This window comes from Bacillus sp. 05T21, from assembly GCF_056396785.1.
Window position 1 is genome coordinate 767,736 of the sequence record NZ_JBFTMD010000001.1, and the last position, 22,501, is coordinate 790,236.

Below are 22,501 nucleotides of genomic sequence, written 5' to 3' on the forward strand. Positions count from 1 at the left end.
AATATAGTGAGTCTCTGAAAAACATTTTTATTTCTCAAGATCAGCTAGACGTTGACGAACCGCTTCGCGTTTTTCTAGATAATCTTGCTCTTTCGCACGCTCTCCGTCAATAACTTCTGCAGGAGCTTTCGCTACGAATCCTTGGTTTGAAAGTTTCTTCTGTACACGTTCTACTTCTTTACCAAACTTCTCAAGTTCTTTTTCAAGACGCGCTTTCTCTTCATCAAGATTGATAAGATCAGCTAACGGTAAGAATAACTCTGCACCTGATACGATTGCAGTCATCGCTTTTTCTGGCGCTTGTAAATCAATCTTAATTGTTAGTTCACTTGGGTTACAGAAACGCTCAATGTAAGAGCTGTTTTTCGTAAGCTGGGCTAGTACTGCCTCGTCTTTTGCTTTAATTTGCATTTGAACTTTTTTGCTCATTGGCGTATTTACTTCCGCACGGATGTTACGAACAGAGCGAATGATATCAACTAGAAGGTGCATTTCTGCTGCCGCTTCTTTATCTTGTAAATCTTCGCGAACTGTTGGCCATGCTGCTACTGTAATAGACTCGCCTTCATGCGGTAAATGCTGCCAAATTTTCTCTGTTACAAATGGCATGAATGGATGTAATAGACGCATTGTTTGGTCTAATACGTAAGCTAAAATCGAACGAGTTGTTTTCTTAGCTGCTTCATCTTCACCGTATAGTGGAAGTTTCGCCATCTCAATGTACCAGTCACAGAAATCATCCCAAATGAAGTTGTATAATGAACGACCAGCTTCACCGAACTCATATTTATCCATGTTACGTGTTACACTTTCGATTGTTTCGTTTAAGCGAGTTAAAATCCACTTATCTGCAACTGATTTTTCACCAGTTAAATCGATTTCTTCATACTTCATGTCATCCATGTTCATTAATACGAAACGTGATGCGTTCCAAATTTTATTAATGAAGTTCCAAGTAGATTCTACTTTTTCCATGCTGAAACGTAAATCTTGACCTGGTGCACTTCCTGTTGATAAGAAGTAACGCATCGCATCTGCACCGTACTTCTCGATAACATCCATCGGATCAATACCGTTACCAAGAGATTTACTCATTTTACGTCCTTGCTCATCACGAACTAAACCGTGAATTAATACATCTTTAAATGGACGCTCTCCTGTAAACTCTAAACCTTGGAAAATCATACGAGATACCCAGAAGAAGATGATGTCATAACCAGTTACTAAAGCATCTGTTGAATAGAACTTTTTAAAGTCTGCTGCATCTTCATTCGGCCAGCCAAGTGTTGAGAATGGCCATAATGCTGAACTGAACCATGTATCAAGCACGTCATTATCTTGATTCCAGTTTTCAAGATCTGCTGGCGCTTCTGTACCTACGTATACTTCACCAGTTTCTTTATGATACCAAGCTGGAATGCGGTGTCCCCACCATAATTGACGAGAAATACACCAGTCATGAATGTTTTCCATCCAGCGTAAGTATGTGTTTTCAAAACGCTCTGGTACGAACGTTACTTTTTCTTCTTCTTTTTGTTGAAGTTCTACCGCTTTTTCTGCAAGTGGAGCCATTTTTACGAACCATTGTGTTGATAAATAAGGCTCAACAACTGCACCGCTACGCTCACTATGACCTACTGAGTGCATATGAGGCTCGATTTCTACTAATACGCCAGCTTCTTGTAAGTCTTTCACTAACTCTTTACGGCATTCGAAACGATCCATACCGTTATACTTACCAGCTTTTTCGTTCATCGTTCCATCTTCGTTCATTACTAAAATACGTGGTAAGTCATGACGGTTACCTACTTCAAAGTCATTCGGGTCATGAGCTGGTGTAATTTTCACAACGCCTGTTCCGAAGTCTTTTTCTACGTATTCATCAGCAATAATCGGAATCTCTCGGCCTACGATTGGAAGTGTAACTGTTTTTCCGATTAAATGTTTGTAGCGATCATCTTCTGGATGAACTGCTACCGCTGTATCACCAAGCATTGTTTCTGGACGAGTAGTTGCAAGGCGAATGTGACCAGAACCGTCTGTTAACGGATAGTTCATATGGTAGAATGCACCTTGAACTTCTTTATGAATTACTTCAATATCAGAAAGAGCTGTGCGTGTTGCTGGATCCCAGTTGATGATATACTCACCGCGGTAAATTAAGCCTTTTTCATATAATTGAACGAATACTTTATTAACAGCGTTAGATAAACCTTCGTCTAATGTGAAGCGTTCACGAGAATAGTCTAGTCCTAAACCAACTTTCCCCCATTGTTGACGAATGTGAGAAGCGTATTCTTCTTTCCATTCCCAAGCTTTTTCAAGGAATTTCTCACGACCAAGATCGTAACGTGAAATACCTTCTTCACGAAGTTTCCCTTCTACTTTCGCTTGCGTTGCGATACCAGCATGGTCCATTCCTGGAAGCCATAATACATCGTAACCTTGCATACGCTTTGTACGAGTTAAAATATCTTGAAGCGTCGTATCCCAAGCGTGACCTAAGTGTAACTTACCAGTTACGTTCGGAGGTGGAATTACAATTGTATATGGTTGTTTCTTCTCATCTCCTGTTGCTTCGAAATATTTGCCTTCAAGCCACCACTTGTAAAGGCCTTCTTCAACGGACATATGATCATATTTAGTTGGTAAATTATTTTCCGTGTTTGACATTATTTTCCCTCCTTAAAATAAAAAATGCCCCTCATCCAAAAAAGGACGAGGGACATCGCGGTACCACCTTTATTTACAAACAAATTCAGAATTTGCTTATACTCTTAATTTGATAACGGACAAATCCGTCTTTTCCTAATAAGAATCATTCCGTTCAGAAAAGATGCTCCAGGGCTACCTTCTAACATAACTATCTAGAGAACCTCCCAGCCAATGGTTCCCCTCTCTGAAGACGTTTCATGTTATACTCTTCCCCTTCAATGCATTTATGTGATTGTTAATTATTATATACAATAGTGTAAAAAACGAAACCTTATTCGTCAAGATAAATTTGAAACTACGGCTTTTATCTCTTTATGGAACTAATAAAAAAAAGATAAGCAGGGTTCTCCCTACTTATCTTCTTTATCCGTTCCCTTGCTGGGCAGCTTGTAATTGCGAAAGGAAATATTCTGTATTACTAATGAGCCAATGCGATTGCTGCAGAATTTTCACCCCGCGAAGCTCATTTTCTTCATTACGACTCTTTCTTCTTTTCGTATACGACTGAATTTGCCGAATAAAATGCGACGGGTACGTCATATACGCAAACATAAGAAGCTGCTCCTCTTTCGTAAATGGGAAATTTTTTTGATACATTTGATACCATTCAAAGCGGTCGCTCCGCGCAATTGGATATGTGTTCAAAGACCTTGAATAAAAGCCGACGATATCCTGTACCGGTGTAGCAAACTGAGACTTTTCTAAACTAATAAAATAACCGTTTCGTTCATAATCAAATAAAAAGTGATTAAGTGATACATTTCCATGAACGAAAGTAGTACGTGTTTTTTCCTTTTCTTTCATTGCATCATGCCATTCACTTAATTGTTTCGTTGCGAACTCACGTGCTCTCATAACGTGGTGATAATACGTACAATATTGTAATTCAAATGGAGACATATACCACTTCGCTTCAGATTCTATAAGAAACTCTTCTAATATCTCGCCATCATTTTCCCAACGGTCGGATATATTTGTATAATGTTTTTCTAAATCTTCTTCTGTATAAGTCTCCTCTTTCACCGTTTTTTGATGCAACGTCCCGAGCGTTTGAAACATCTTATGGTATTGATCATTATCTTCGCCGTTTCCTTCCGCACGTTCTAACCAAGGCATTAAATAATAGCTATACGCCCCATCACTTAAAACATAATTCCCGTCCGTCGTGTGATAGATAGGTACATAATTCGAAAAACCTTTCTCCTTCAAATATTGAATATGGTGTAAAAAATTATTCCGCTCTAATTTTCTATCTTGTATTTTCTTTAACGCATACGGACCTTGATTCGTATAAATTTTCATTACACTTCCGTGCTCTTCCATATGCTGAGTGTCCAATCTATATTGCCTCACAATGGGTTCATAGCGATTTCGTAATTCAATATCCATACGAATAACCCTTTCTTATTCAAAACATAGCTTCTAGGAAAAGAAAAGAGGTGAGTGAAAAAACTCACTCACTTATTTCACTGTTGCTTTTGAAACAGGAATATATATAATTTGCCCTGTAGTTAAATATATATCTTCTGATTGATTTACACGATATAAGCTTTGTACAGTCGTTTCATAACGTTCTGCAACCGATTCAATTGTATCTCCTTCTTGTACGAAGTACATTCTTAACTTCGTAAATTCTTCTTCTGGTTCTTTCGTAAATAATTTCGTTAAATAAAGTGCATTTTCATCTCGCTGTGAATATGCTTCTTCCTCTGGCTCTTCCTGCTTTTTCGCTTTTTCTTTCTTGAAATTTTTCCGCCCGAATAATTCAAATTGTGGCGTCTTTTCTTGCTCCTCTTCACGCTCCACAAGTTCATGTTCTTCTAATGCCTCTTCTTCTATTTCTTGCTCTTTTCTTTCCTCTAGCTGAAACGGTTCAAATGCATAATCTTCCCATCCATCTGATTCTTTATAGACTGGTACCTCTTCGTGCAGCACAGGTCTACTTTCATCCTCTTCAGCTGAATCAGCTTCCAACTCAGCATACACCGTCTCTTCCTCTTCCTCTTCATCCTCGGTTCTTTCCTCATCACATAAGCCTGTAATAGATATATCCGCTAATAGTTGTAAGCAACCATTTTCCTTTAATTCATAATCAAATTCCTCGATTGATACATATAATTCTTCAATTACTTTCACTCGATTTCTTGGAATTGATATTTCGAGCGGAAAGGAATGGACAAGCTCATTAACCCCGTCTCCCCTTGTTTCTACATAATCAATTGCCTTTGCTGGTGATAGCTCTCTTAATGAATAAGCTGAATCATCTTGCCTTGCAACGTACTCTCCCGTTAAATCTAATTGCCCCCTCACGATAACTTCATGATCGAGCTCCTCTATCTCAACGTCTGGATCTAACGAAATTGACAAAAGTTCTTCGACTTCCTGTCCCTTCTGGAACCAAACAGATTCTTTTAATGAAAATCGTAATGAATGATCTGTTGCCACTTCTTTTCCCCCTCCCAAACTATATGTCATTACAGATTTATGTTCCCTAAGGCTACTTTATGAATAAAAAAAATCGCTCCCCTAATGGAAAGCGATTTTCTCTAAGAAATTATGCTTTTAATTTTGACATTGCAATTTCGGCCGCTGCAATTGTCGCCTCAATATCTGCATCACTATGTGCTGTCGATAAGAATAAACCTTCAAATTGAGAAGGTGGTAAAAATACACCTTGTTCTACCATTTCACGATAGTAAGCTGCAAAGAATTCTAAGTTTGAAGATTTTGCTGCATCATAATTAGTAACTTGCTCATCCGTAAAGAAAATACCAATCATAGAACCTGCACGATTAATGTGATGCGGGATATTATGCTTTTCAGCTGCCTTACGTAGTCCAGCCTCTAATATTTCTGCTTTACGCTCAAATTCCACATATGATTCTGGCGTTAACTGCACTAACGTTTCATAACCTGCTGTCATTGCAAGTGGATTACCCGATAATGTTCCAGCTTGGTAAATCGGTCCACTTGGTGCAACTTGACGCATAATCTCTGCCTTCCCACCGTATGCTCCTACCGGCAAGCCACCACCGATTACTTTACCTAAACAAGTTAAGTCAGGAGTTACACCGTAATAACCTTGTCCACAATTATAAGCAACACGGAATCCTGTCATTACTTCATCAAAAATAAGTAGTGCACCGTTTTGCTCTGTCACTTCACGAAGTCCTTCTAAAAACCCTGGTTGCGGGGGAACAACACCCATATTCCCTGCCACTGGTTCTACAATTATACAAGCGATATCATCACCGAATTGTTCGAAAGCATATTTTACACTTTCTAAATCGTTATACGCTACTGTAATCGTATTTTTCGCTACACCTTCTGGTACACCAGGGCTATCTGGTAAACCTAGCGTTGCTACACCCGAACCTGCTTTAATCAATAAAGAATCACCATGACCGTGATAACAACCAATGAATTTCAAAATTTTGTTACGTCCAGTGTAACCACGAGCTAAACGTAGTGCACTCATTGTCGCCTCTGTTCCAGAGTTAACCATACGCACAATCTCAATTGATGGTACACGCTCAATAACAAGCTGCGCTAATTTATTTTCAATTTCTGTTGGTGCACCAAAGCTTGTTCCTTTTTCAGCAACAGCTTTTAAAGCCTCAACAACACGATCATTCGCATGACCATGAATTAAAGGTCCCCACGATAATACGTAATCGATGTATTCATTCCCATCGATATCATATACTTTAGAGCCTTTTCCGCGCTCCATAAACAGCGGATTCATACCAACAGACTTAAAAGCACGAACAGGGCTGTTTACGCCTCCAGGCATTAAATTTTGAGCCTCTTCAAACGCCGCAATCGACTTATCAAATTTTTTCATTATTTAGCGCCTCCTTCTTGTAACCATCTTGCTGCATCTTTTGCATGATACGTAATAATCAAGTCTGCTCCTGCGCGTTTCATGCTAATTAATTTCTCAAGTACAACTTCTTTTTCATTAATCCAACCATTTTGTGCTGCTGCTTTAATCATCGAATATTCACCACTTACGTTATAAGCAACGACTGGTAAGTTAAAGTTATTTTTCACATCACGAACGATATCTAGATAAGAAAGAGCTGGCTTTACAATTAAGAAGTCGGCCCCTTCCATTACATCTGATTCTGCTTCACGGAATGCTTCCATACGGTTCGCTGGGTCCATTTGATATGTTTTACGGTCACCAAACTGCGGTGCGCCATGTGCTGCATCACGGAACGGTCCGTAAAATGCTGATGAATATTTCACAGCGTACGACATAACTGGTACGTGCGCGAAACCATTTTCATCTAATGCATGGCGAATCGCCGTTACGAATCCGTCCATCATGTTAGATGGTGCAATAATGTCCGCCCCTGCTTTCGCTTGACTTACAGCTGTTTTTGCAAGAGCTGCAAGAGACTCATCATTTAAAATAACGCCATCTTCAATAACACCGCAATGACCATGGCTTGTAAATTGACATAAACATGTATCTGCAACTACCACTAGCTCTGGGAACTCATCTTTAATTTGCTTAATTGCACGCTGTACAATTCCATGCTCACAATATGCCGATGATCCAACTTCGTCCTTTTCAGCAGGTAAACCAAATACAATAACAGAACGAATACCTAAATCAACGACCTCTTGCATTTCAGCTTGCAATAAATCTAAAGACATTTGATATACGCCTGGCATAGAAGGAACTTCATTACGAATATTTTCTCCTTCTAATACAAAAATAGGGTAAATAAAATCTTCTGTATGTAAAAATGTTTCACGTACAAGCGCACGCATGCCCCCGCTTTGTCTTAAACGACGATGACGATTAAATTGTAAAGAATTCATAGATTTCTATCCCCATTCTTTTATTTTATCCCGCGTTAACGGGCAGTAAGACTCCCATCTCAAATTTTGGCTAGAGCAAAGAAGTTAGATGGGAAATCAACTGCCCATAAACGCCCGATTGGTGAAGGCTAATAATTAGTGGGGAATAAACCTCCCACTAATTAAAGTTTCACTTTATAGATTCACAAATGCATTGCAGTAATGCTTCTACAGTGTACTCTTTTGGCACAATAACATGTGGAAAATAGAGGTTCGCCTCTTTTTCCGTAATAGGCCCTATACAAGCAATTGTACATTTTTTCGTCCATTCTCTCCAGTTTGTACCCTCAAGTAAACGAACAAAACTATCAACAGTTGAAGGGCTCGTAAATGTAATAATATTTACTTCCCCTAATTTTAATGCTGTTATAAGTTCTTGTTTTTTCTCTACATTCACCTTCGTACCATATACAATTAGCTCATCTAGAAAAACACCAAACTCCCTAAGTTTAACCGGGATTACATCTCTTGCTAAATTCCCCTTCGGAAATAAAATACGCTCGTTTCCACTTAATTCTTTTAGAAACTCTTCGGCAAATGTTTCTGCAACAAACGAGGTCGGAACAAAATGAACTTGATAGCCCCTTTTTTCTAACTCTAATTTTGTTTTCACGCCTACCGCAGCGATTTTAATAGTTAATGGTATTTTTGTTTCTAAACCATCTAGAAAAAAAGCTACACCATTTTTACTCGTAAAAATAACCCAGTCATACGAATGTAGTTGCCTTGTTATACGTTGAATTTGCCTATGAGATGTGCCTTCCATACGCAAAAGCGGAATTTCCAATGGAATTCCGCTCCTTTCTTTCACTGCTACACTCATTTGTTTCGCTTGATGCTGGGCACGTGTAATCAATACTGTTTTGCCAGCGAGAGCGTTCATATTTATTGTTGCTCCTTATTTGCAGCAAGGATGAGCTCTTTTGCTCCTTGTTTAATTAAACGGTCCGCAGCCTCTAATCCAACTTGCTTCGGATCATTGCCTACTACTATCTCTTTCAATAAAACAGAACCGTCCATAGAACCGACAAGCGCTGTTAATTCGATTGCATCATTTTCTTTAAGAGTTGCATATCCAGCGATTGGAACTTGGCATCCACCTTCAAGTTTATGAAGAAATACTCGTTCAGCAGCCACTGTTCTTTCTGTTACTGCATCATTAATATGCGCTAACAACTGAAGTAAATCCGTATCATCCTCACGACATTCAATCGCTAATGCACCTTGTCCTACGGCTGGTACACATAACGTTTCATCTAAATGTTCTGTAATAACTTCTCCGTCCCAGCCCATTCTCTGTAATCCAGCTGTCGCTAAAATAATTGCATCGTAATCTTCATCTTTTAACTTACGTAAGCGTGTATCGATATTCCCACGAATCCATTTCACTTGTAAATCTGGTCTCGCAGCTAGTAGTTGTGCACTACGTCTCAAACTACTCGTTCCTAAGATCGCGCCTTCTGCTAAGTCTTTAAACGATTCTCCGTTTTTAGAAATAAAAGCATCACGAGGGTCAACGCGCTTTGGCGTACAACCAATCGTTAATCCATCTGGAAGTACAGCTGGCATATCTTTCATACTATGTACAGCCATATCAATTTCTTTCGTAAGTAACGCATGTTCAATTTCCTTTACAAATAAACCTTTTCCGCCTACTTTTGAAAGAGTAACATCTAAAATAACATCACCTTTTGTGACGATTTCTTTCACTTCAAATTCATATGGTAAACCAAGCGCTTTTAATTGATCAATAAACCAATTAGTTTGTGTTAATGCTAGTTTACTCTTTCGTGAACCTACAATAATTTTGCGCATAATTCTCTCTCCTCATTATAAATACCAAAAGTGGAAATTAGATAAACTGCTTAATAGAAAAATGTTAACTAGCATTACGAGAAATGCCCCGATATTCCACTGCACAATTTTCTTACCTTGCAACACATCTGCTGCTCGTAAATATAAGCCCACGCAATATACAAATAGAACGACAAAAGACCCAATTACTTTCGTATCATACCAATGGAAATTATCCAATTTTGTATATCCCCATATGCACCCTAATATAATTGCTAATAAGAAAAACGGAACAGAAAATAAATTTAATCCGTAAGACATAGATTCAAGCTTCGGCAAATTTCCTAATCTTCTTAATCTCGCATTCCACTTTTTCTTTTTTAATAGTCGGTATTGCAATAAATACATAATAGAAAAAATAAACGATACCGTAAACGTTGCATAAGAAATAATCGCCATACCGACATGCACGTATACAAGTTCTGAAACTAATTGCTCTGCAAGTACTGGCGACATCTTCCCGAGCGGTGTAAAAATAGAAAAAGCGCTTACGCCAAATGCTACAACATTTGTAAAAAAGACTAAAAAGTCAATACGCATAAATCGATTAATGACTAATGACATCGTAATCAATAACCAAACATAAAAATAAATCCCTGATAATAAAGTTAAAATAGGATTCGTTTCTGAATCTGTAGCCCTAAGCAACATAAAGATAGACTGTAGAACCCATACAATCGAAAGTAACCAAAAAGCAAAGCGGTTCGCCTTTCGGTTACTTTGGAAATAATCTATAAAATATAAACTAATGCTACAAGCATATAAAATAATTGCAATATGATAAATAATACTGTTATTTAAAAAACTCATCCGATCATCCTTCCAAGTTATAAAGATGGAACGGATGGTGTCCACGCTCTTTTATGTTCTACTTCTTCCGTATTTCCCGCTTCTTCCACTTCTAAATCAAAAATCTTCGCAAATAAAGCTAATTTTTCGCCAGCTCCCTCTTCAACAGCTAATTCTTTAGCTACTAAAATTGGGTCTTTTAACAATTGGTTAATAATACTTTTCGTATGTTTACTAATTATTTTTTTCTCACGATCACTAAGGTTTGGTATTTTTCGCTCAAGACTTTCCATCGTATCACTTTGAATTGCTAGCGCTTTATCACGAAGAGCTGATATTAACGGTACAACACCAAGCGTACTTAACCACGTTTTAAATAAAACCATTTCTTCTTCAATCATAAATTGAATTTTCTCTGCTTCTTTTAAACGTTCAGCACGGTTTGCTTCAACTACACCTTGCAGATCGTCGATATCATATAAGAAAGAGCCTTCTAATTCATCAATCGCCGGATCAATATCACGTGGTACTGCAATATCAACCATAAATAACGGACGACCAGAGCGCATTCTCTCTACTTTTGTCATCATTTCTTTCGTAATGACATATTCTGACGCACCCGTTGAACTAATTAAAATATCCGCTTCTAATAATGCACATTGCAATTCACTTAAAGGCTTTGCATGTCCCATATATTTCTCAGCCATCACTTCCGCTTTCGTAAGCGTCCTATTCATAACCGTTACTTTACGAGCTCCACTTCCATATAAGTTTTGCAGTGCAAGTTCACCCATCTTACCCGCACCAAGAATAAGTACATGACAATCTGTTAAATCGCCAAATATTTTCTTTCCGAGCTCAACAGCAGCATAACTAACAGACATCGCACTTTCACCAATCGTTGTTTCTGAGTGCGCACGTTTTGCTAACGTAACCACTTGCTTAAACAACTCATTAAAAATTGTACCTGTCGCTTTTACTTGTTGTGCTTCTAAAAAGCTATCTTTTATTTGACCTAAAATTTGCGTCTCTCCAACAACCATAGAATCTAAACCGCATGTTACGCGGAATAAATGATCTATTGCGCCATCTTGTTCAAAAATAGACAAGTATGGTGCGACTTCTTCTATTTCAAGCTGAAACCAATCAGCTAAAAACTTCTTAATGTAATACCGTCCCGTGTGTAATTGATCGACAACAGCGTAAATCTCAGTGCGATTACAAGTTGATACAATGACATTTTCTAGCACGCTCTTTTGGTTTTGTAATGTAGTCATTGCTTGCTCTAGCTCTGCTGCCTGAAATGTGAGTTTCTCACGAAATTCTACAGGGGCTGTTCGATAATTTACACTAACAACAAGAATATGCACGCAGCATGTCCCCCTTCACCCGTTTTATCACTTTATCTACTATCATAATACAACTTTCCTCTTATGAATCTGACAATCGTGTGAACAACTGATTATTTTTTATTTATTCTCCATATGTAATAAAGGAGCTTCAGTAAGATTAATAAAGAACTTTCTACTTTCTACTTTATAATAATTATAAAATAATAACTCTATTTGTACGTTACCAAAAAAAGTCCTCATAATCAAGTGATGGAAACTATTCCATATTAATTATAACATCATCTTTTCTATCTTCTTTCATCATGAAGGAAAATATGTATGATTGTTCCAAAATATAGTACTCACTTTCTCGATGCAATGCATTTGACATTGTATTTCTTTTTCGTTATATTAGTTTTACAAAATTAAATTGTGCACAACTTAAAAATACAAGGAGTTGCCTATGAAAGAAAATCCTTTACATCTAGATAACCAACTTTGTTTTTCTATTTACGCTTGTTCTAGAGAGGTTACCCGCTTTTACCGCCCCTATTTAGAAGAAATGGGCATTACGTATCCCCAGTACATTACTTTACTCGTACTCTGGGAACAAGACGGACTAACAGTGAAAGAAATTGGAGAACGTCTATTTTTAGATTCTGGTACTTTAACACCTATGTTAAAACGGATGGAATCATTAAAACTTGTACAACGTGTTCGTTCAAAAGAAGACGAGCGAAAAGTTTGTATTGAATTAACAGAACAAGGTAAAGATTTAAAAGAAATAGCTTGTTCATTACCAACAACGATGGCTACAAATTTAGGAATTACAGAGCAAGAATATCATTCTTTATTAATCCAATTAAACACATTAATTGAAACAATGAAAAAAATTAATGACAGAAAAGGGGAATAAACATGGATAAATTATATACTGCTTCAGTAACAGCAACAGGTGGAAGAAACGGTAAGGTAGTTTCAGATGATGGCATATTAAATCTTGATGTAAAAATGCCAAAAGCACTAGGTGGCGCAGGCGGAGAAGCAACAAATCCAGAACAATTATTTGCAGCTGGTTATGCGGCTTGCTTTGATAGTGCATTGCAACTTGTAATTCGTACAAAACGTATGAAGGTGGAAAGTACAGAAGTGACTGCACACGTTTCTATCGGTAAAGATACAGATGGTGGTTTCGGACTATCTGCTGTACTTGACGTACATGTTGCTGGTGTTTCTCATGCCGAAGCACAAGAACTTGTAGAAGCCGCTCACGGTGTATGTCCTTACTCTAAAGCAACAAGAGGAAATATTGAAGTTACATTAAACGTACGCTAAAAGTTTAGTAAATAAAAAAAAACGCGCGACATTCGTCACGCGTTTTTTGTTTTTGTCATTTTATGAATTGCTTTCCATGCTTCTTCTTTTCCAAGTCCTGTTTCAGAAGAGAATAGAACGATTTCATCGCCAATTTCAACAGCAAGCGTTTCTTTTACAACTTTTAAATGCTTTTGCCATTTCCCTTTCGGAATTTTATCGGCTTTCGTTGCAATAATAATTGTTGGGATTTCATAATGCTTTAAGAAATCATACATCATAATGTCATCTTTTGTTGGTTGGTGACGTAAATCAACTACTAATACAGCTGCGTCTAATTGCGTACGTGTTGTAAAGTAAGTCTCAATCATTCTGCCCCATGCCGCGCGCTCTGTTTTAGATACTTTCGCATATCCATAACCTGGAACGTCAACAAAATGCATCATTTCATTGATTAAGAAAAAGTTCAGCGTTTGCGTTTTTCCTGGTTTAGAAGAAATACGTACTAACTTTTTACGATTTAAAATTTTATTAATAAAGGAAGACTTCCCGACATTAGAACGACCTGCCAAGGCAATTTCTGGTAAATCACTGTCTGGATATTGTTCCGGTTTAACGGCACTAATTACAATATCTGCTTTTGTTACTTTCATTGTTTCACTCCTACTAATGCGTGCTCCAATACTTCGTCTAAATGAGATGCAAGCACAAACGTAAGGTTTTCTTTTACGCTCTCTGGAATATCATCTAAATCTTTCTCATTTTCCGCCGGTAAAATAATTTTTGTTAATCCCGCGCGGTGAGCACTTAATGTTTTTTCTTTCAAACCACCAATCGGTAATACACGACCACGAAGTGTAATTTCACCTGTCATACCAACTTCTTTACTTACAGGAATACCTGTTAGTGCAGAAATAAGTGCCGTTGCCATCGTAATACCTGCTGATGGTCCATCTTTTGGAACTGCTCCTTCTGGAACATGAATATGAATATCGTTTTTCTCATGGAAATCCGGATCAATATGAAGTTCTTCTGCACGAGAACGAATATAGCTAAACGCGGCTTGTGCGGATTCTTTCATAACATCCCCAAGTTTCCCTGTTAAAATTAATTTCCCTTTTCCTGGCGCTACAGACACTTCAATTGCAAGTGTATCGCCGCCCGCTGCTGTGTAAGCTAAACCTGTTGCCATACCAACTTGGTCTGTTTTTTCAGCTTGACCATAACGGAATATATGCTTACCAAGTAAATCAACAATATTTTTCTCTGTTACAACAATGCGCTTGCGTTCTGCTGTAACGATAATTTTTGCTGCTTTACGGCAAACTTTTGCAATTTGACGCTCTAACGTACGAACACCAGCCTCGCGTGTATAATAACGAATAATTTCAAGAAGCGCTTCATCACGTACTTGCAAATTACCTTTTCGCAAACCGTGCTCTTTTAATTGTTTCGGCAATAAATGCTCACGAGCAATGTGCACCTTTTCAAGTTCTGTATAACCAGCAATTGAAATGATTTCCATACGGTCAAGCAATGGGCCCGGAACACTTGCAAGTGTATTAGCAGTTGCAACGAACATAACTTTCGATAAATCATATGGCTCTTCAATGTAATGATCACTGAAGTTATGGTTTTGTTCTGGATCTAACACTTCAAGTAACGCCGCTGATGGGTCTCCCCTGAAATCGTTAGACATTTTATCAATCTCATCTAATAAGAAGACTGGATTAACTGTTTTCGCCTTTTTCATACCTTGAATAATACGTCCTGGCATCGCTCCTACATATGTACGACGGTGACCACGAATTTCAGATTCATCACGCACACCACCAAGAGAAACACGTACAAAATTACGATTTAACGATGTTGCAATAGAACGTGCTAACGAAGTTTTCCCAACCCCAGGAGGTCCTACTAGACAAAGAATTGGTCCTTTTAATGAATTCGTTAACTTCTGTACAGCTAAATATTCAAGTACTCGTTCTTTCACTTTTTCAAGACCGTAATGATCTTTATTTAAAATTTCTTCCGAATGAGCGAGGTCAATCATATCCTCTGTTGCTGTTGTCCATGGGAGAGCTAATAACCAATCAATATAATTACGAATGACACCACTCTCAGCAGAACTTACAGGTAATTTTTCATAACGATCTAATTCTTTCAGTGCAGCCTGCATTGTTTCTTCAGGCATTCCCGACTGTTCAATTTTCTCACGAAGTTCTTCAACTTCCCCGCCCTTGCCTTCTTTATCACCAAGTTCAGTTTGAATTGCCTTCATTTGCTCACGTAAGAAATATTCTTTTTGCGTGCGCTCCATTGAACGTTTCACTTTTTGTCCAATTTTCTTTTCTAGGCTAAGTAACTCTTGTTCATCTTGAATAATTGAAATAAGTGTATGTAGTCGTTCTTTCACAGATACAATCTCTAAAATCTCTTGTTTCTGCTTCGTTTTAATCGGTAAGTGAGAAGCAATCAAATCAGCTAGTCTTCCCGGTTCTTCTACATCAGCTACCGTTGCAAATGTTTCATTTGAAACTTTTTTCGAAACTTTAATATATTGTTCGAAATGCTCCAGTAACGTACGCATAAGAGCCTTCTCTTCTAAATCATCTTCTACTTCTTCCGTTACCGTTTTAATAGAAACTTGCACTATATTTTCTTCTTCGATAAACTCTACTACTTCCGCTCTATGTAAACCTTCTACAAGGACACGAAGCGTACCGTTCGGCAATTTTAACATTTGCTTCACTTTCGCCACTGTACCTACACTATATATGTCATCTTCTTTCGGATCGTCGATATTCATTTCTTTTTGCATTGCTAAAAAGATAATATTTTCATCCATTGCCGCCTGCTCTAGTGCTTGTATCGATTTATCACGTCCTACATCAAGATGCAGAACCATCGTTGGATATACGAGAATGCCTCTTAATGGTAGGAGGGGCACAATTCTTTCATTCGTATTCATACTAGACATAGCACCTCCATAATAAATTAAACTCCTGTTCAACTATTTTATATTACAATACATCTAGATGCAATTGCAGAGATTCTTCGCAATTGTTAATCCCCTGTTTTTTTGTGCCTCACGAAAAGAAAAAAGACTCCGCTTAAGCATACAAACTTAAACGAAGTCTGGCAAATTTTTATTATTGTATATTCTCACATTGATTGTGCATCTTTTTCGTCCAAATCATTATGTGCATCAAGCTCACGATGCATATTTTCCTGCATAAATGTTAATTCAAATACTTCTTTTAATTTGCGAACAGGAATGATCTCAATTCCCTTTATTGTATACAAAAATGGTTGCATGTTTTCAGCCGGAATGATGACTTTCTTAGCTCCCGCTTTTTTCGCAGCTTTTATTTTTGCGTACACACCACCAATAGGCTTCACTTCTCCGTGGATACTTATCTCACCTGTCATCGCTACTTCATTATTCACATACGTACGATGCACTGCTGAATAGACACCTGTTGCCATAGCAATACCTGCTGAAGGACCATCAATCGGGATACCACCAGGAAAATTAATATGTATATCATACCCTTCTGGCAACACATCTAGAGAACGAAGTACTGTTAACACATTATCAACAGAGCCTTTCGCCATACTTTTGCGACGAATCGATTTCGTTTGATTTCCAATACTTTCCTCTTCTACAATTCCAGTGACATTTACTGATCCTTTATCTTTCGCAGGAATAGCTGTTACCTCAATTTCTAATAACGCACCTGTATTCGGCCCATATACAGCAAGCCCGTTCACAAGACCGATTCTCGGGATTGGATAAATACGTTTTTCGTACTTTGGTGTAAGCTGACTAGAATGAACAACCCATTCAATATCTTCATCTTTAATGAAAGGTCGTTCTTCATTTATCGCCATACCAGCAGAAATTTGCACGAGATTAATTGCTTCTCGCCCATTTCTTGCATACATTCCAATCATTTCGATACCGTTCTCACCTACTTGCATCTCCACTTTGTCAGCTGCATTTTTCGCTACTTTTTGAATTTCTTCTGTATCTAACTCACGGAAGAACACTTCTAAACAACGCGACCTAATTGCAGGAGGAATTTCCTCTGGTGAACGTGTCGTTGCACCAACTAAGCGAAAATCTGCAGGTAAACCTTTTTGAAAAATATCATGTATATACGTTGGAATCATCGAATTTTCTTCACTATAATACGCACTTTCCAAAAACACTTTCCGATCTTCTAACACTTTTAGCATTTTATTCATTTGAATTGGATGTAATTCACCAATCTCATCAATGAACAAAATACCACCATGCGCATCTGTTACAGCCCCTTTTTTCGGTTGCGGGATACCCGCTTGTCCCATTGCACCTGCTCCTTGATAAATAGGATCATGCACTGAACCAATTAATGGATCCGCAATACCACGCTCATCAAACCTAGCTGTCGTCGCATCAAGTTCGATAAATGTTGCATTTGTACGAAATGGAGATTTCGGATTTCGTTTCGCTTCTTCTAATACAAGGCGTGCTGCCGCTGTCTTTCCGACACCTGGCGGACCGTATATGATCACATGTTGCGGATTAGGACCACAAAGAGCCGCTTTTAACGACTTAATCCCGTCTTCTTGCCCTACAATGTCTATAAAGGATGTAGGACGTACCTTTTCCGCAAGCGGCTCTGTTAAAGAAACCTCACGCATTTTACGAAGCTGCTCTAATTCTTTTTTCGATTCTCGATCAATTGAAACTTTTTGTGTTCGCTGATTTCGAAGTAAATGCCAAAAATACAATCCGACAATTACGCCAAAAACAAGTTGAACAAGTAAAAATATATTTGTCCAGCTCATAATTCATTTCCTCCCGCTATGTTTTACCTTTTAGTATTTCCTGGGAGGAATAGTGCTAAACATAAAGAAAAACAGCAATTATAAAAATTGCTGTTTCTTCTTCGCATTATGCAGATGTTTTTGTATCAAGTACAGTACCGTCTTGTAACACCAATTTCGGTGGTTCATTATCAGCTACTGTTTCTTTCGTAAGAATACACTTCTCGATATCTTTGCGAGATGGAAGTTCGAACATTACATCAAGCATCAAGCCTTCAATAATAGAACGAAGTCCACGAGCACCTGTTTTACGTTCAATTGCTTTTTTCGCAATCTCAACTAGTGCACCTTCTTCAAACTCTAACTCAACATCGTCAAGCTCCAATAATTTTTGGAATTGCTTAACAAGTGCATTTTTCGGTTTAGTTAAAATATCTACAAGAGCATCTTCATCAAGCGGCTCTAGGTTCGCAATAACTGGAAGACGACCGATAAACTCCGGAATTAAACCGAATCTTAAAAGATCCTCTGGTAAAACGTGAGATAAAACATGCTTCTCATTTACATCAGCATTTTTCTTCTCAGCACCAAATCCAATTACTTTCTCACCAAGGCGACGTTTAATAATAGGCTCGATGCCATCAAACGCTCCACCACAAATGAATAGGATGTTCGTTGTATCAATTTGAATAAACTCTTGATGCGGGTGCTTACGACCACCTTGAGGTGGAACGCTTGCTACAGTACCTTCTAAAATTTTCAGAAGTGCCTGCTGTACACCTTCACCAGATACATCACGTGTAATTGATGGATTTTCGGACTTACGTGCCACTTTATCAATCTCATCAATATAAATAATTCCTTTTTCCGCTTTTTCTACATCGTAATCAGCCGCTTGAATTAGTTTTAGTAAGATGTTTTCTACATCTTCCCCAACGTATCCAGCTTCTGTTAAAGATGTTGCGTCCGCGATTGCAAATGGAACATTTAAAATACGCGCTAATGTTTGTGCCAATAATGTTTTACCACTACCAGTTGGCCCAATAAGTGAAATATTACTCTTCGCTAATTCTACATCATCAATTTTGCTGTTAGAATTAATGCGTTTGTAATGGTTATATACCGCTACCGCTAGTGCTTTTTTCGCGTTATCTTGTCCGATGACATACTCATCTAAGATTTCACGAATTTCTACCGGTTTCGGTACATCTTTGAATTCTACTTCTTCGTCCTTCGCAAGCTCCTCTTGTACAATTTCAGTACAAAGCTCGATACACTCGTCACAAATGTAAACACCTGGACCTGCAACTAACTTTCGAACTTGCGTTTGTGTTTTACCACAGAAAGAACATTTTAATTGACCTTTTTCATCATTAAATTTAAACATATTTTCACACCCCTTACAAAGTGCTAACCTCTTGCCTTCGTATGTACACGATAAATGTATCGTATGTAAATACATATTATGTCACTACGTAGCGAGAAATACAAATAATATGACTAGTTATGTACAAATAAAAAAATTTTAAAACTTTTGAAATATGTATATTCGACTTACAAAGGCACTTTTCCTTCTTCATCGAAAAGTTTTATAAATATATTTCTATATTTATAAAACAAGGCACGATTAAAATCGCGCCTTGTTATTTTATTATGCAGCGTTGTCTACTAAGAAGTCTACAGCTTTACGCACTTTAAGATCTTCAGATAAAGCGTCTACGCTTCCAAGAGCTTGCTTGATAGCGTCTACTGGCATACCGTACATTTCAGCCATTTTTTCAACTTCTGCAGTTACTTCTTCTTCAGTAACTTCGATGTTTTCAGCTTCAATGATAGCTTCAAGAACAAGATTGATTCTTACACGTTTTTGTGCGTCCTCTTTCATTTGCTCTTTTAATTTGTCAGCGTCAGTACCTGTGAATTGGTAGTAAAGCTCAAGGTTCATACCTTGTTGGCTTAAACGTTGCTCGAATTCACGAACCATACGATCTAACTCAGTGTCGATCATAGCTTCTGGAATGTCGATTTCAGCGTTAGCAGCAGCTAATTCTACTACTTCGTCACGTACTTTGTGCTCAGCTTCGTGCTTTTTGCCTTCTTCTAAGTTTGTACGAAGTTTTGTTTTTAATTCATCAAGAGTTGCAACTTCTTCGTCAGCATCTTTAGCGAACTCGTCGTTTAACTCAGGAAGTTCTTTTGTTTTGATTTCATGAATTGTTACTTTGAATGTTGCTGGTTTACCAGCTAATTCAGCAGCATGGTACTCTTCTGGGAATGATACTTCAACTTCTTTAGAATCACCAGATTTAAGACCAATTACTTGCTCTTCGAAACCTGGGATGAAAGTACCAGAACCGATTGCAAGAGAATAGTTTTCGCCTTTTCCGCCTTCAAATGCTTCGCCATCAACGAAACCTTCGAAGTCGATTACAGCTGTATCACCATCTGCAGCAGTTCCTTCTTCTTTAACAACTAGTTCAGCTTGACGCTCTTGTAAAGCTTTTACTTCGTTCTCTACATCCTCGTCAGTTACAGTTGTTTCAACTTTTTCTACTGCTAAACCTTTGTAATCACCTAATTTAACTTCAGGTTTTACAGTAACTTTTGCAGTGAAAATTAAGTTTTGGCCTTTTTCGAATTTCTCGATGTCAATCTCAGGATGAGCAACTGGGAAGATACCAGCTTCATCGATTGCTTCACCGTATGCTTTTGGTAAGATGATATCTAAAGCATCTTGGTATAAAGATTCAATACCAAAGCGTTGTTCGAATAATGGACGAGGCATTTTCCCTTTACGGAAACCTGGTACATTAATTGTTTTTACTACTTTTTTGAATGCAGCGTCGATAGAGTTATTTACTTCTTTAGCATCAACTTCGATTGTTAAAACGCCAACGTTACCTTCTAATTTTTCCCATTTTGTAGACATTTATTCTTTCCCTCCAACTATAATAATGTATGCACATACCTTTATAGATCAAAATTTTTATTATCTCTTTCTTGAAATAACAAATGTACAAATAACCCTCTAGCAAAAAGCTTTCAGATACAATGTTCCAATCTACTAATTGTCTAAAAGACAACTACGGTATATTTTGTTCGAGACTAATATGAAACATATTAAGTAAGAGAATTATACTCCTCTTCTCTTACAAACAGGCAGATTTCTGCCTTTTGCAACCCTTACATTATAACATAGAATGTGCTCGTTTCAATAACTGAACGATTCTTTTTCATAATTATACGGGCAAATACCCTTCTCTTTCAATGCGCAGTAACCATTGATAGGCAATATGAAATTCCTCAAACTCAATATTGTATGCTGTCATAAGTTCTTCTTCATCAATAGCCAATCCGAAACGCTTTCTTCCAATTCTCTCTAAGACAGCAGCCCAAATTTCTACTTTATCCATTAATAGAGGGAACGGAAAAATGCTAATTTGTAATTCTTTCCAGTATATAACCATCGTACTAAATATATCTGGATAATTTTGCTCTAATCGGTTTGAGAATTTATGTATAATTTTATCGGATTGCTCCTCATTATGACCTGTAAATGCTGGAATCACCTTTATCGTATTTCCAAACTTCTCTACTTCTATCTCTTCTTCTATTTGATTTTCTACCATTTTATACAAAATAGAAGTTTTTAAATAAGGGTGCTGATCTTCGTCTATTAAAAATTTCTTTAAAGTAGGAAGTGCGAGATCCAGGTCTTTTAACGAAAGTTTCTGGATCACTCTTAGCTTTTGACCAAAGTTTTCTCCAAAAAGCCCATCGGTAAATTCTTCTAATTCAAAATTCGAATCCACTAGCGGTGTATCTTCTTCATTCAGCATCCCTTGCGCAAACAAAGCAAGCTGCGCCAATTTTTCCTTTTGCTCAGGAATTATATCTTTCGTTTGCAAAACTTCCTCAACAGTTTCAATGACACCTTCGTAATCATTTGTTTGAACTAAAATAGTTACATACGTTTCAAGAATATCACCAAATAATACAGCTCCTGTTTCAAGCAACTGCTCACATTTTTCTTTCGCTTCTTCCATACGTTTTAATTCTAGCAAACAAATAACGGAAGCTAATTCTGTTTGTTCCGTTTCTGCATTATACTGACGTAATATTTCAAAGCAGCGCAATGCATCTTCGAATTCCCGCTCTTTCAACGCTAAAAAACCTTTATCAATATAGCGTTCTGATAGTTGCGGAAACAATACGACCGTATTTTCTTTTTTATCCATACGTCCGCCTCTTTTTCTAGATTTTAATGATCTTCAAAGTAAATATATCAAATGCGTAATGAGAACACAACATTCCAAAATTATTTATTTGAAATATAGGAATATTCTATTTTCATAACAAAAAAGCAGCAAACTTCTAAATGAAATTCATTTTTCACAAACAAAAACCCTCAGCAACAGACGGCAGAGGGTTCATCATTAATGGAAAGCTTTTATAATTGTGGGGTATATAACAAGGGTAATAATTTGGAGAACAATAATTGCCATAACAATCATGCTAAAATAGAAGATTGGTTTACTTCGCTTCATTAAAAACATAATAATGAGCATCGTACAAGCAAACAAACTTAAAAAGAACAAACTCGTTGTCGAACTGAGTATACCACTCGGGACAAAGAACAATAAAACTACACTACAAGTACCTATAATTCCAAATAACCATTCCATTCATTCACTCATTCCCTTTCCCTCTCATGGCAGTTTTTTCTACGCTACTAAATGTTTTACAACATCAATTACATATGTTAACTTTTCATACGCCACAAACCCAAAAGCTACTGTTAAACCCGTTAC

18 protein-coding genes and 1 other annotated feature are annotated in these 22,501 nt (G+C 37.5%); of the genes, 2 read left to right on the forward strand and 16 right to left on the reverse strand.

The window, feature by feature from the left end; genetic code table 11:
* Positions 1-27: 27 nt before the first annotated feature.
* The 9 genes from AC1DKZ_RS04080 to hemA form a co-directional block, all read right to left on the reverse strand.
* Positions 28-2,673, reverse strand: a complete 2,646-nt coding sequence (locus tag AC1DKZ_RS04080) for a valine--tRNA ligase (protein ID WP_002143265.1) — start codon at positions 2,671-2,673, stop codon at positions 28-30.
* A gap of 38 nt (positions 2,674-2,711) precedes the next feature.
* Positions 2,712-2,943 (reverse strand) — a binding site (T-box leader).
* 135 nt (positions 2,944-3,078) lie between these two features.
* Entirely contained in the window at positions 3,079-4,104 is a 1,026-nt protein-coding gene (ysxE, locus tag AC1DKZ_RS04085; RefSeq protein ID WP_219303597.1) for a spore coat protein YsxE, read from the reverse strand.
* Between the two features lie 72 nt (positions 4,105-4,176).
* Positions 4,177-5,160 carry a stage VI sporulation protein D gene (gene spoVID / locus AC1DKZ_RS04090; RefSeq protein ID WP_404492786.1) on the reverse strand — a complete coding sequence of 328 codons (984 nt, stop codon included), beginning with the start codon at positions 5,158-5,160 and terminating at the stop codon, positions 4,177-4,179.
* A 109-nt stretch (positions 5,161-5,269) separates the two neighbouring features.
* Positions 5,270-6,559 carry a glutamate-1-semialdehyde 2,1-aminomutase gene (hemL, locus tag AC1DKZ_RS04095; protein WP_476995673.1) on the reverse strand — a complete coding sequence of 430 codons (1,290 nt, stop codon included), beginning with the start codon at positions 6,557-6,559 and terminating at the stop codon, positions 5,270-5,272.
* Positions 6,559-7,548, reverse strand: a complete 990-nt coding sequence (gene hemB / locus AC1DKZ_RS04100; protein ID WP_002138493.1) for a porphobilinogen synthase — start codon at positions 7,546-7,548, stop codon at positions 6,559-6,561. The genes hemL and hemB overlap by 1 nt, the downstream gene beginning before the upstream one ends.
* Before the next feature lie 169 nt (positions 7,549-7,717).
* A complete protein-coding gene (hemD, locus tag AC1DKZ_RS04105; protein WP_016092375.1) occupies positions 7,718-8,470 on the reverse strand; it encodes a uroporphyrinogen-III synthase in 753 nt (250 codons plus the stop codon).
* Between the two features lie 2 nt (positions 8,471-8,472).
* Positions 8,473-9,402: a hydroxymethylbilane synthase gene (gene hemC, locus AC1DKZ_RS04110; protein ID WP_002034194.1), complete on the reverse strand. Its 930-nt coding sequence runs from the start codon at positions 9,400-9,402 to the stop codon at positions 8,473-8,475.
* 15 nt (positions 9,403-9,417) lie between these two features.
* On the reverse strand, positions 9,418-10,251 hold the full coding sequence (locus AC1DKZ_RS04115) for a cytochrome c biogenesis protein (RefSeq protein WP_002015354.1): 834 nt from the start codon (positions 10,249-10,251) through the stop codon (positions 9,418-9,420).
* Positions 10,252-10,268: 17 nt separating this feature from the next.
* Positions 10,269-11,600: a glutamyl-tRNA reductase gene (gene hemA / locus AC1DKZ_RS04120; RefSeq protein WP_476995674.1), complete on the reverse strand. Its 1,332-nt coding sequence runs from the start codon at positions 11,598-11,600 to the stop codon at positions 10,269-10,271.
* Between the two features lie 424 nt (positions 11,601-12,024).
* Between hemA and AC1DKZ_RS04125 the strand changes: the two genes are divergently transcribed.
* Complete coding sequence (locus AC1DKZ_RS04125) at positions 12,025-12,477, forward strand: MarR family winged helix-turn-helix transcriptional regulator (protein ID WP_002015350.1); 453 nt, start codon at positions 12,025-12,027, stop codon at positions 12,475-12,477.
* Between the two features lie 2 nt (positions 12,478-12,479).
* Positions 12,480-12,896 carry an organic hydroperoxide resistance protein gene (locus AC1DKZ_RS04130; RefSeq protein WP_002015349.1) on the forward strand — a complete coding sequence of 139 codons (417 nt, stop codon included), beginning with the start codon at positions 12,480-12,482 and terminating at the stop codon, positions 12,894-12,896.
* A gap of 35 nt (positions 12,897-12,931) precedes the next feature.
* Here the strand turns inward: AC1DKZ_RS04130 and yihA are convergent, their stop codons facing one another.
* The 7 genes from yihA to AC1DKZ_RS04165 form a co-directional block, all read right to left on the reverse strand.
* The gene (yihA, locus tag AC1DKZ_RS04135; protein ID WP_002088829.1) at positions 12,932-13,528 is read right to left on the reverse strand and encodes a ribosome biogenesis GTP-binding protein YihA/YsxC; all 597 of its coding nucleotides are present in this window, start codon (positions 13,526-13,528) and stop codon (positions 12,932-12,934) included.
* Positions 13,525-15,855, reverse strand: a complete 2,331-nt coding sequence (lon, locus tag AC1DKZ_RS04140) for an endopeptidase La (protein ID WP_219303602.1) — start codon at positions 15,853-15,855, stop codon at positions 13,525-13,527. The genes yihA and lon overlap by 4 nt, the downstream gene beginning before the upstream one ends.
* Positions 15,856-16,040: 185 nt before the next feature.
* Entirely contained in the window at positions 16,041-17,711 is a 1,671-nt protein-coding gene (gene lonB, locus AC1DKZ_RS04145) for an ATP-dependent protease LonB (protein WP_476995675.1), read from the reverse strand.
* Positions 17,712-17,817: 106 nt separating this feature from the next.
* Positions 17,818-19,077: an ATP-dependent protease ATP-binding subunit ClpX gene (gene clpX / locus AC1DKZ_RS04150; RefSeq protein WP_000472285.1), complete on the reverse strand. Its 1,260-nt coding sequence runs from the start codon at positions 19,075-19,077 to the stop codon at positions 17,818-17,820.
* A 264-nt stretch (positions 19,078-19,341) separates the two neighbouring features.
* On the reverse strand, positions 19,342-20,619 hold the full coding sequence (gene tig, locus AC1DKZ_RS04155) for a trigger factor (RefSeq protein WP_002034203.1): 1,278 nt from the start codon (positions 20,617-20,619) through the stop codon (positions 19,342-19,344).
* Positions 20,620-20,929: 310 nt separating this feature from the next.
* Positions 20,930-21,928, reverse strand: a complete 999-nt coding sequence (locus AC1DKZ_RS04160) for a hypothetical protein (RefSeq protein WP_476995676.1) — start codon at positions 21,926-21,928, stop codon at positions 20,930-20,932.
* Positions 21,929-22,126: 198 nt separating this feature from the next.
* On the reverse strand, positions 22,127-22,375 hold the full coding sequence (locus AC1DKZ_RS04165) for a hypothetical protein (protein ID WP_001983650.1): 249 nt from the start codon (positions 22,373-22,375) through the stop codon (positions 22,127-22,129).
* Between the last annotated feature and the right edge of the window lie 126 nt (positions 22,376-22,501).

Excerpts from the sequence above, each read along its gene's own strand:
- ysxE (WP_219303597.1), bottom strand. The coding sequence starts at position 4,104 with ATGGATATTGAATTACGAAATCGCTATGAACCCATTGTGAGGCAATAT.
- yihA (WP_002088829.1), bottom strand. The coding sequence starts at position 13,528 with ATGAAAGTAACAAAAGCAGATATTGTAATTAGTGCCGTTAAACCGGAA.
- AC1DKZ_RS04080 (WP_002143265.1), bottom strand. The coding sequence starts at position 2,673 with ATGTCAAACACGGAAAATAATTTACCAACTAAATATGATCATATGTCC.
- lonB (WP_476995675.1), bottom strand. The coding sequence starts at position 17,711 with ATGAGCTGGACAAATATATTTTTACTTGTTCAACTTGTTTTTGGCGTA.
- AC1DKZ_RS04130 (WP_002015349.1), top strand. The coding sequence starts at position 12,480 with ATGGATAAATTATATACTGCTTCAGTAACAGCAACAGGTGGAAGAAAC.
- hemL (WP_476995673.1), bottom strand. The coding sequence starts at position 6,559 with ATGAAAAAATTTGATAAGTCGATTGCGGCGTTTGAAGAGGCTCAAAAT.
- AC1DKZ_RS04125 (WP_002015350.1), top strand. The coding sequence starts at position 12,025 with ATGAAAGAAAATCCTTTACATCTAGATAACCAACTTTGTTTTTCTATT.
- hemC (WP_002034194.1), bottom strand. The coding sequence starts at position 9,402 with ATGCGCAAAATTATTGTAGGTTCACGAAAGAGTAAACTAGCATTAACA.
- hemB (WP_002138493.1), bottom strand. The coding sequence starts at position 7,548 with ATGAATTCTTTACAATTTAATCGTCATCGTCGTTTAAGACAAAGCGGG.
- AC1DKZ_RS04165 (WP_001983650.1), bottom strand. The coding sequence starts at position 22,375 with ATGGAATGGTTATTTGGAATTATAGGTACTTGTAGTGTAGTTTTATTG.
- hemD (WP_016092375.1), bottom strand. The coding sequence starts at position 8,470 with ATGAACGCTCTCGCTGGCAAAACAGTATTGATTACACGTGCCCAGCAT.
- clpX (WP_000472285.1), bottom strand. The coding sequence starts at position 19,077 with ATGTTTAAATTTAATGATGAAAAAGGTCAATTAAAATGTTCTTTCTGT.
- lon (WP_219303602.1), bottom strand. The coding sequence starts at position 15,855 with ATGTCTAGTATGAATACGAATGAAAGAATTGTGCCCCTCCTACCATTA.
- tig (WP_002034203.1), bottom strand. The coding sequence starts at position 20,619 with ATGTCTACAAAATGGGAAAAATTAGAAGGTAACGTTGGCGTTTTAACA.
- AC1DKZ_RS04160 (WP_476995676.1), bottom strand. The coding sequence starts at position 21,928 with ATGGATAAAAAAGAAAATACGGTCGTATTGTTTCCGCAACTATCAGAA.
- AC1DKZ_RS04115 (WP_002015354.1), bottom strand. The coding sequence starts at position 10,251 with ATGAGTTTTTTAAATAACAGTATTATTTATCATATTGCAATTATTTTA.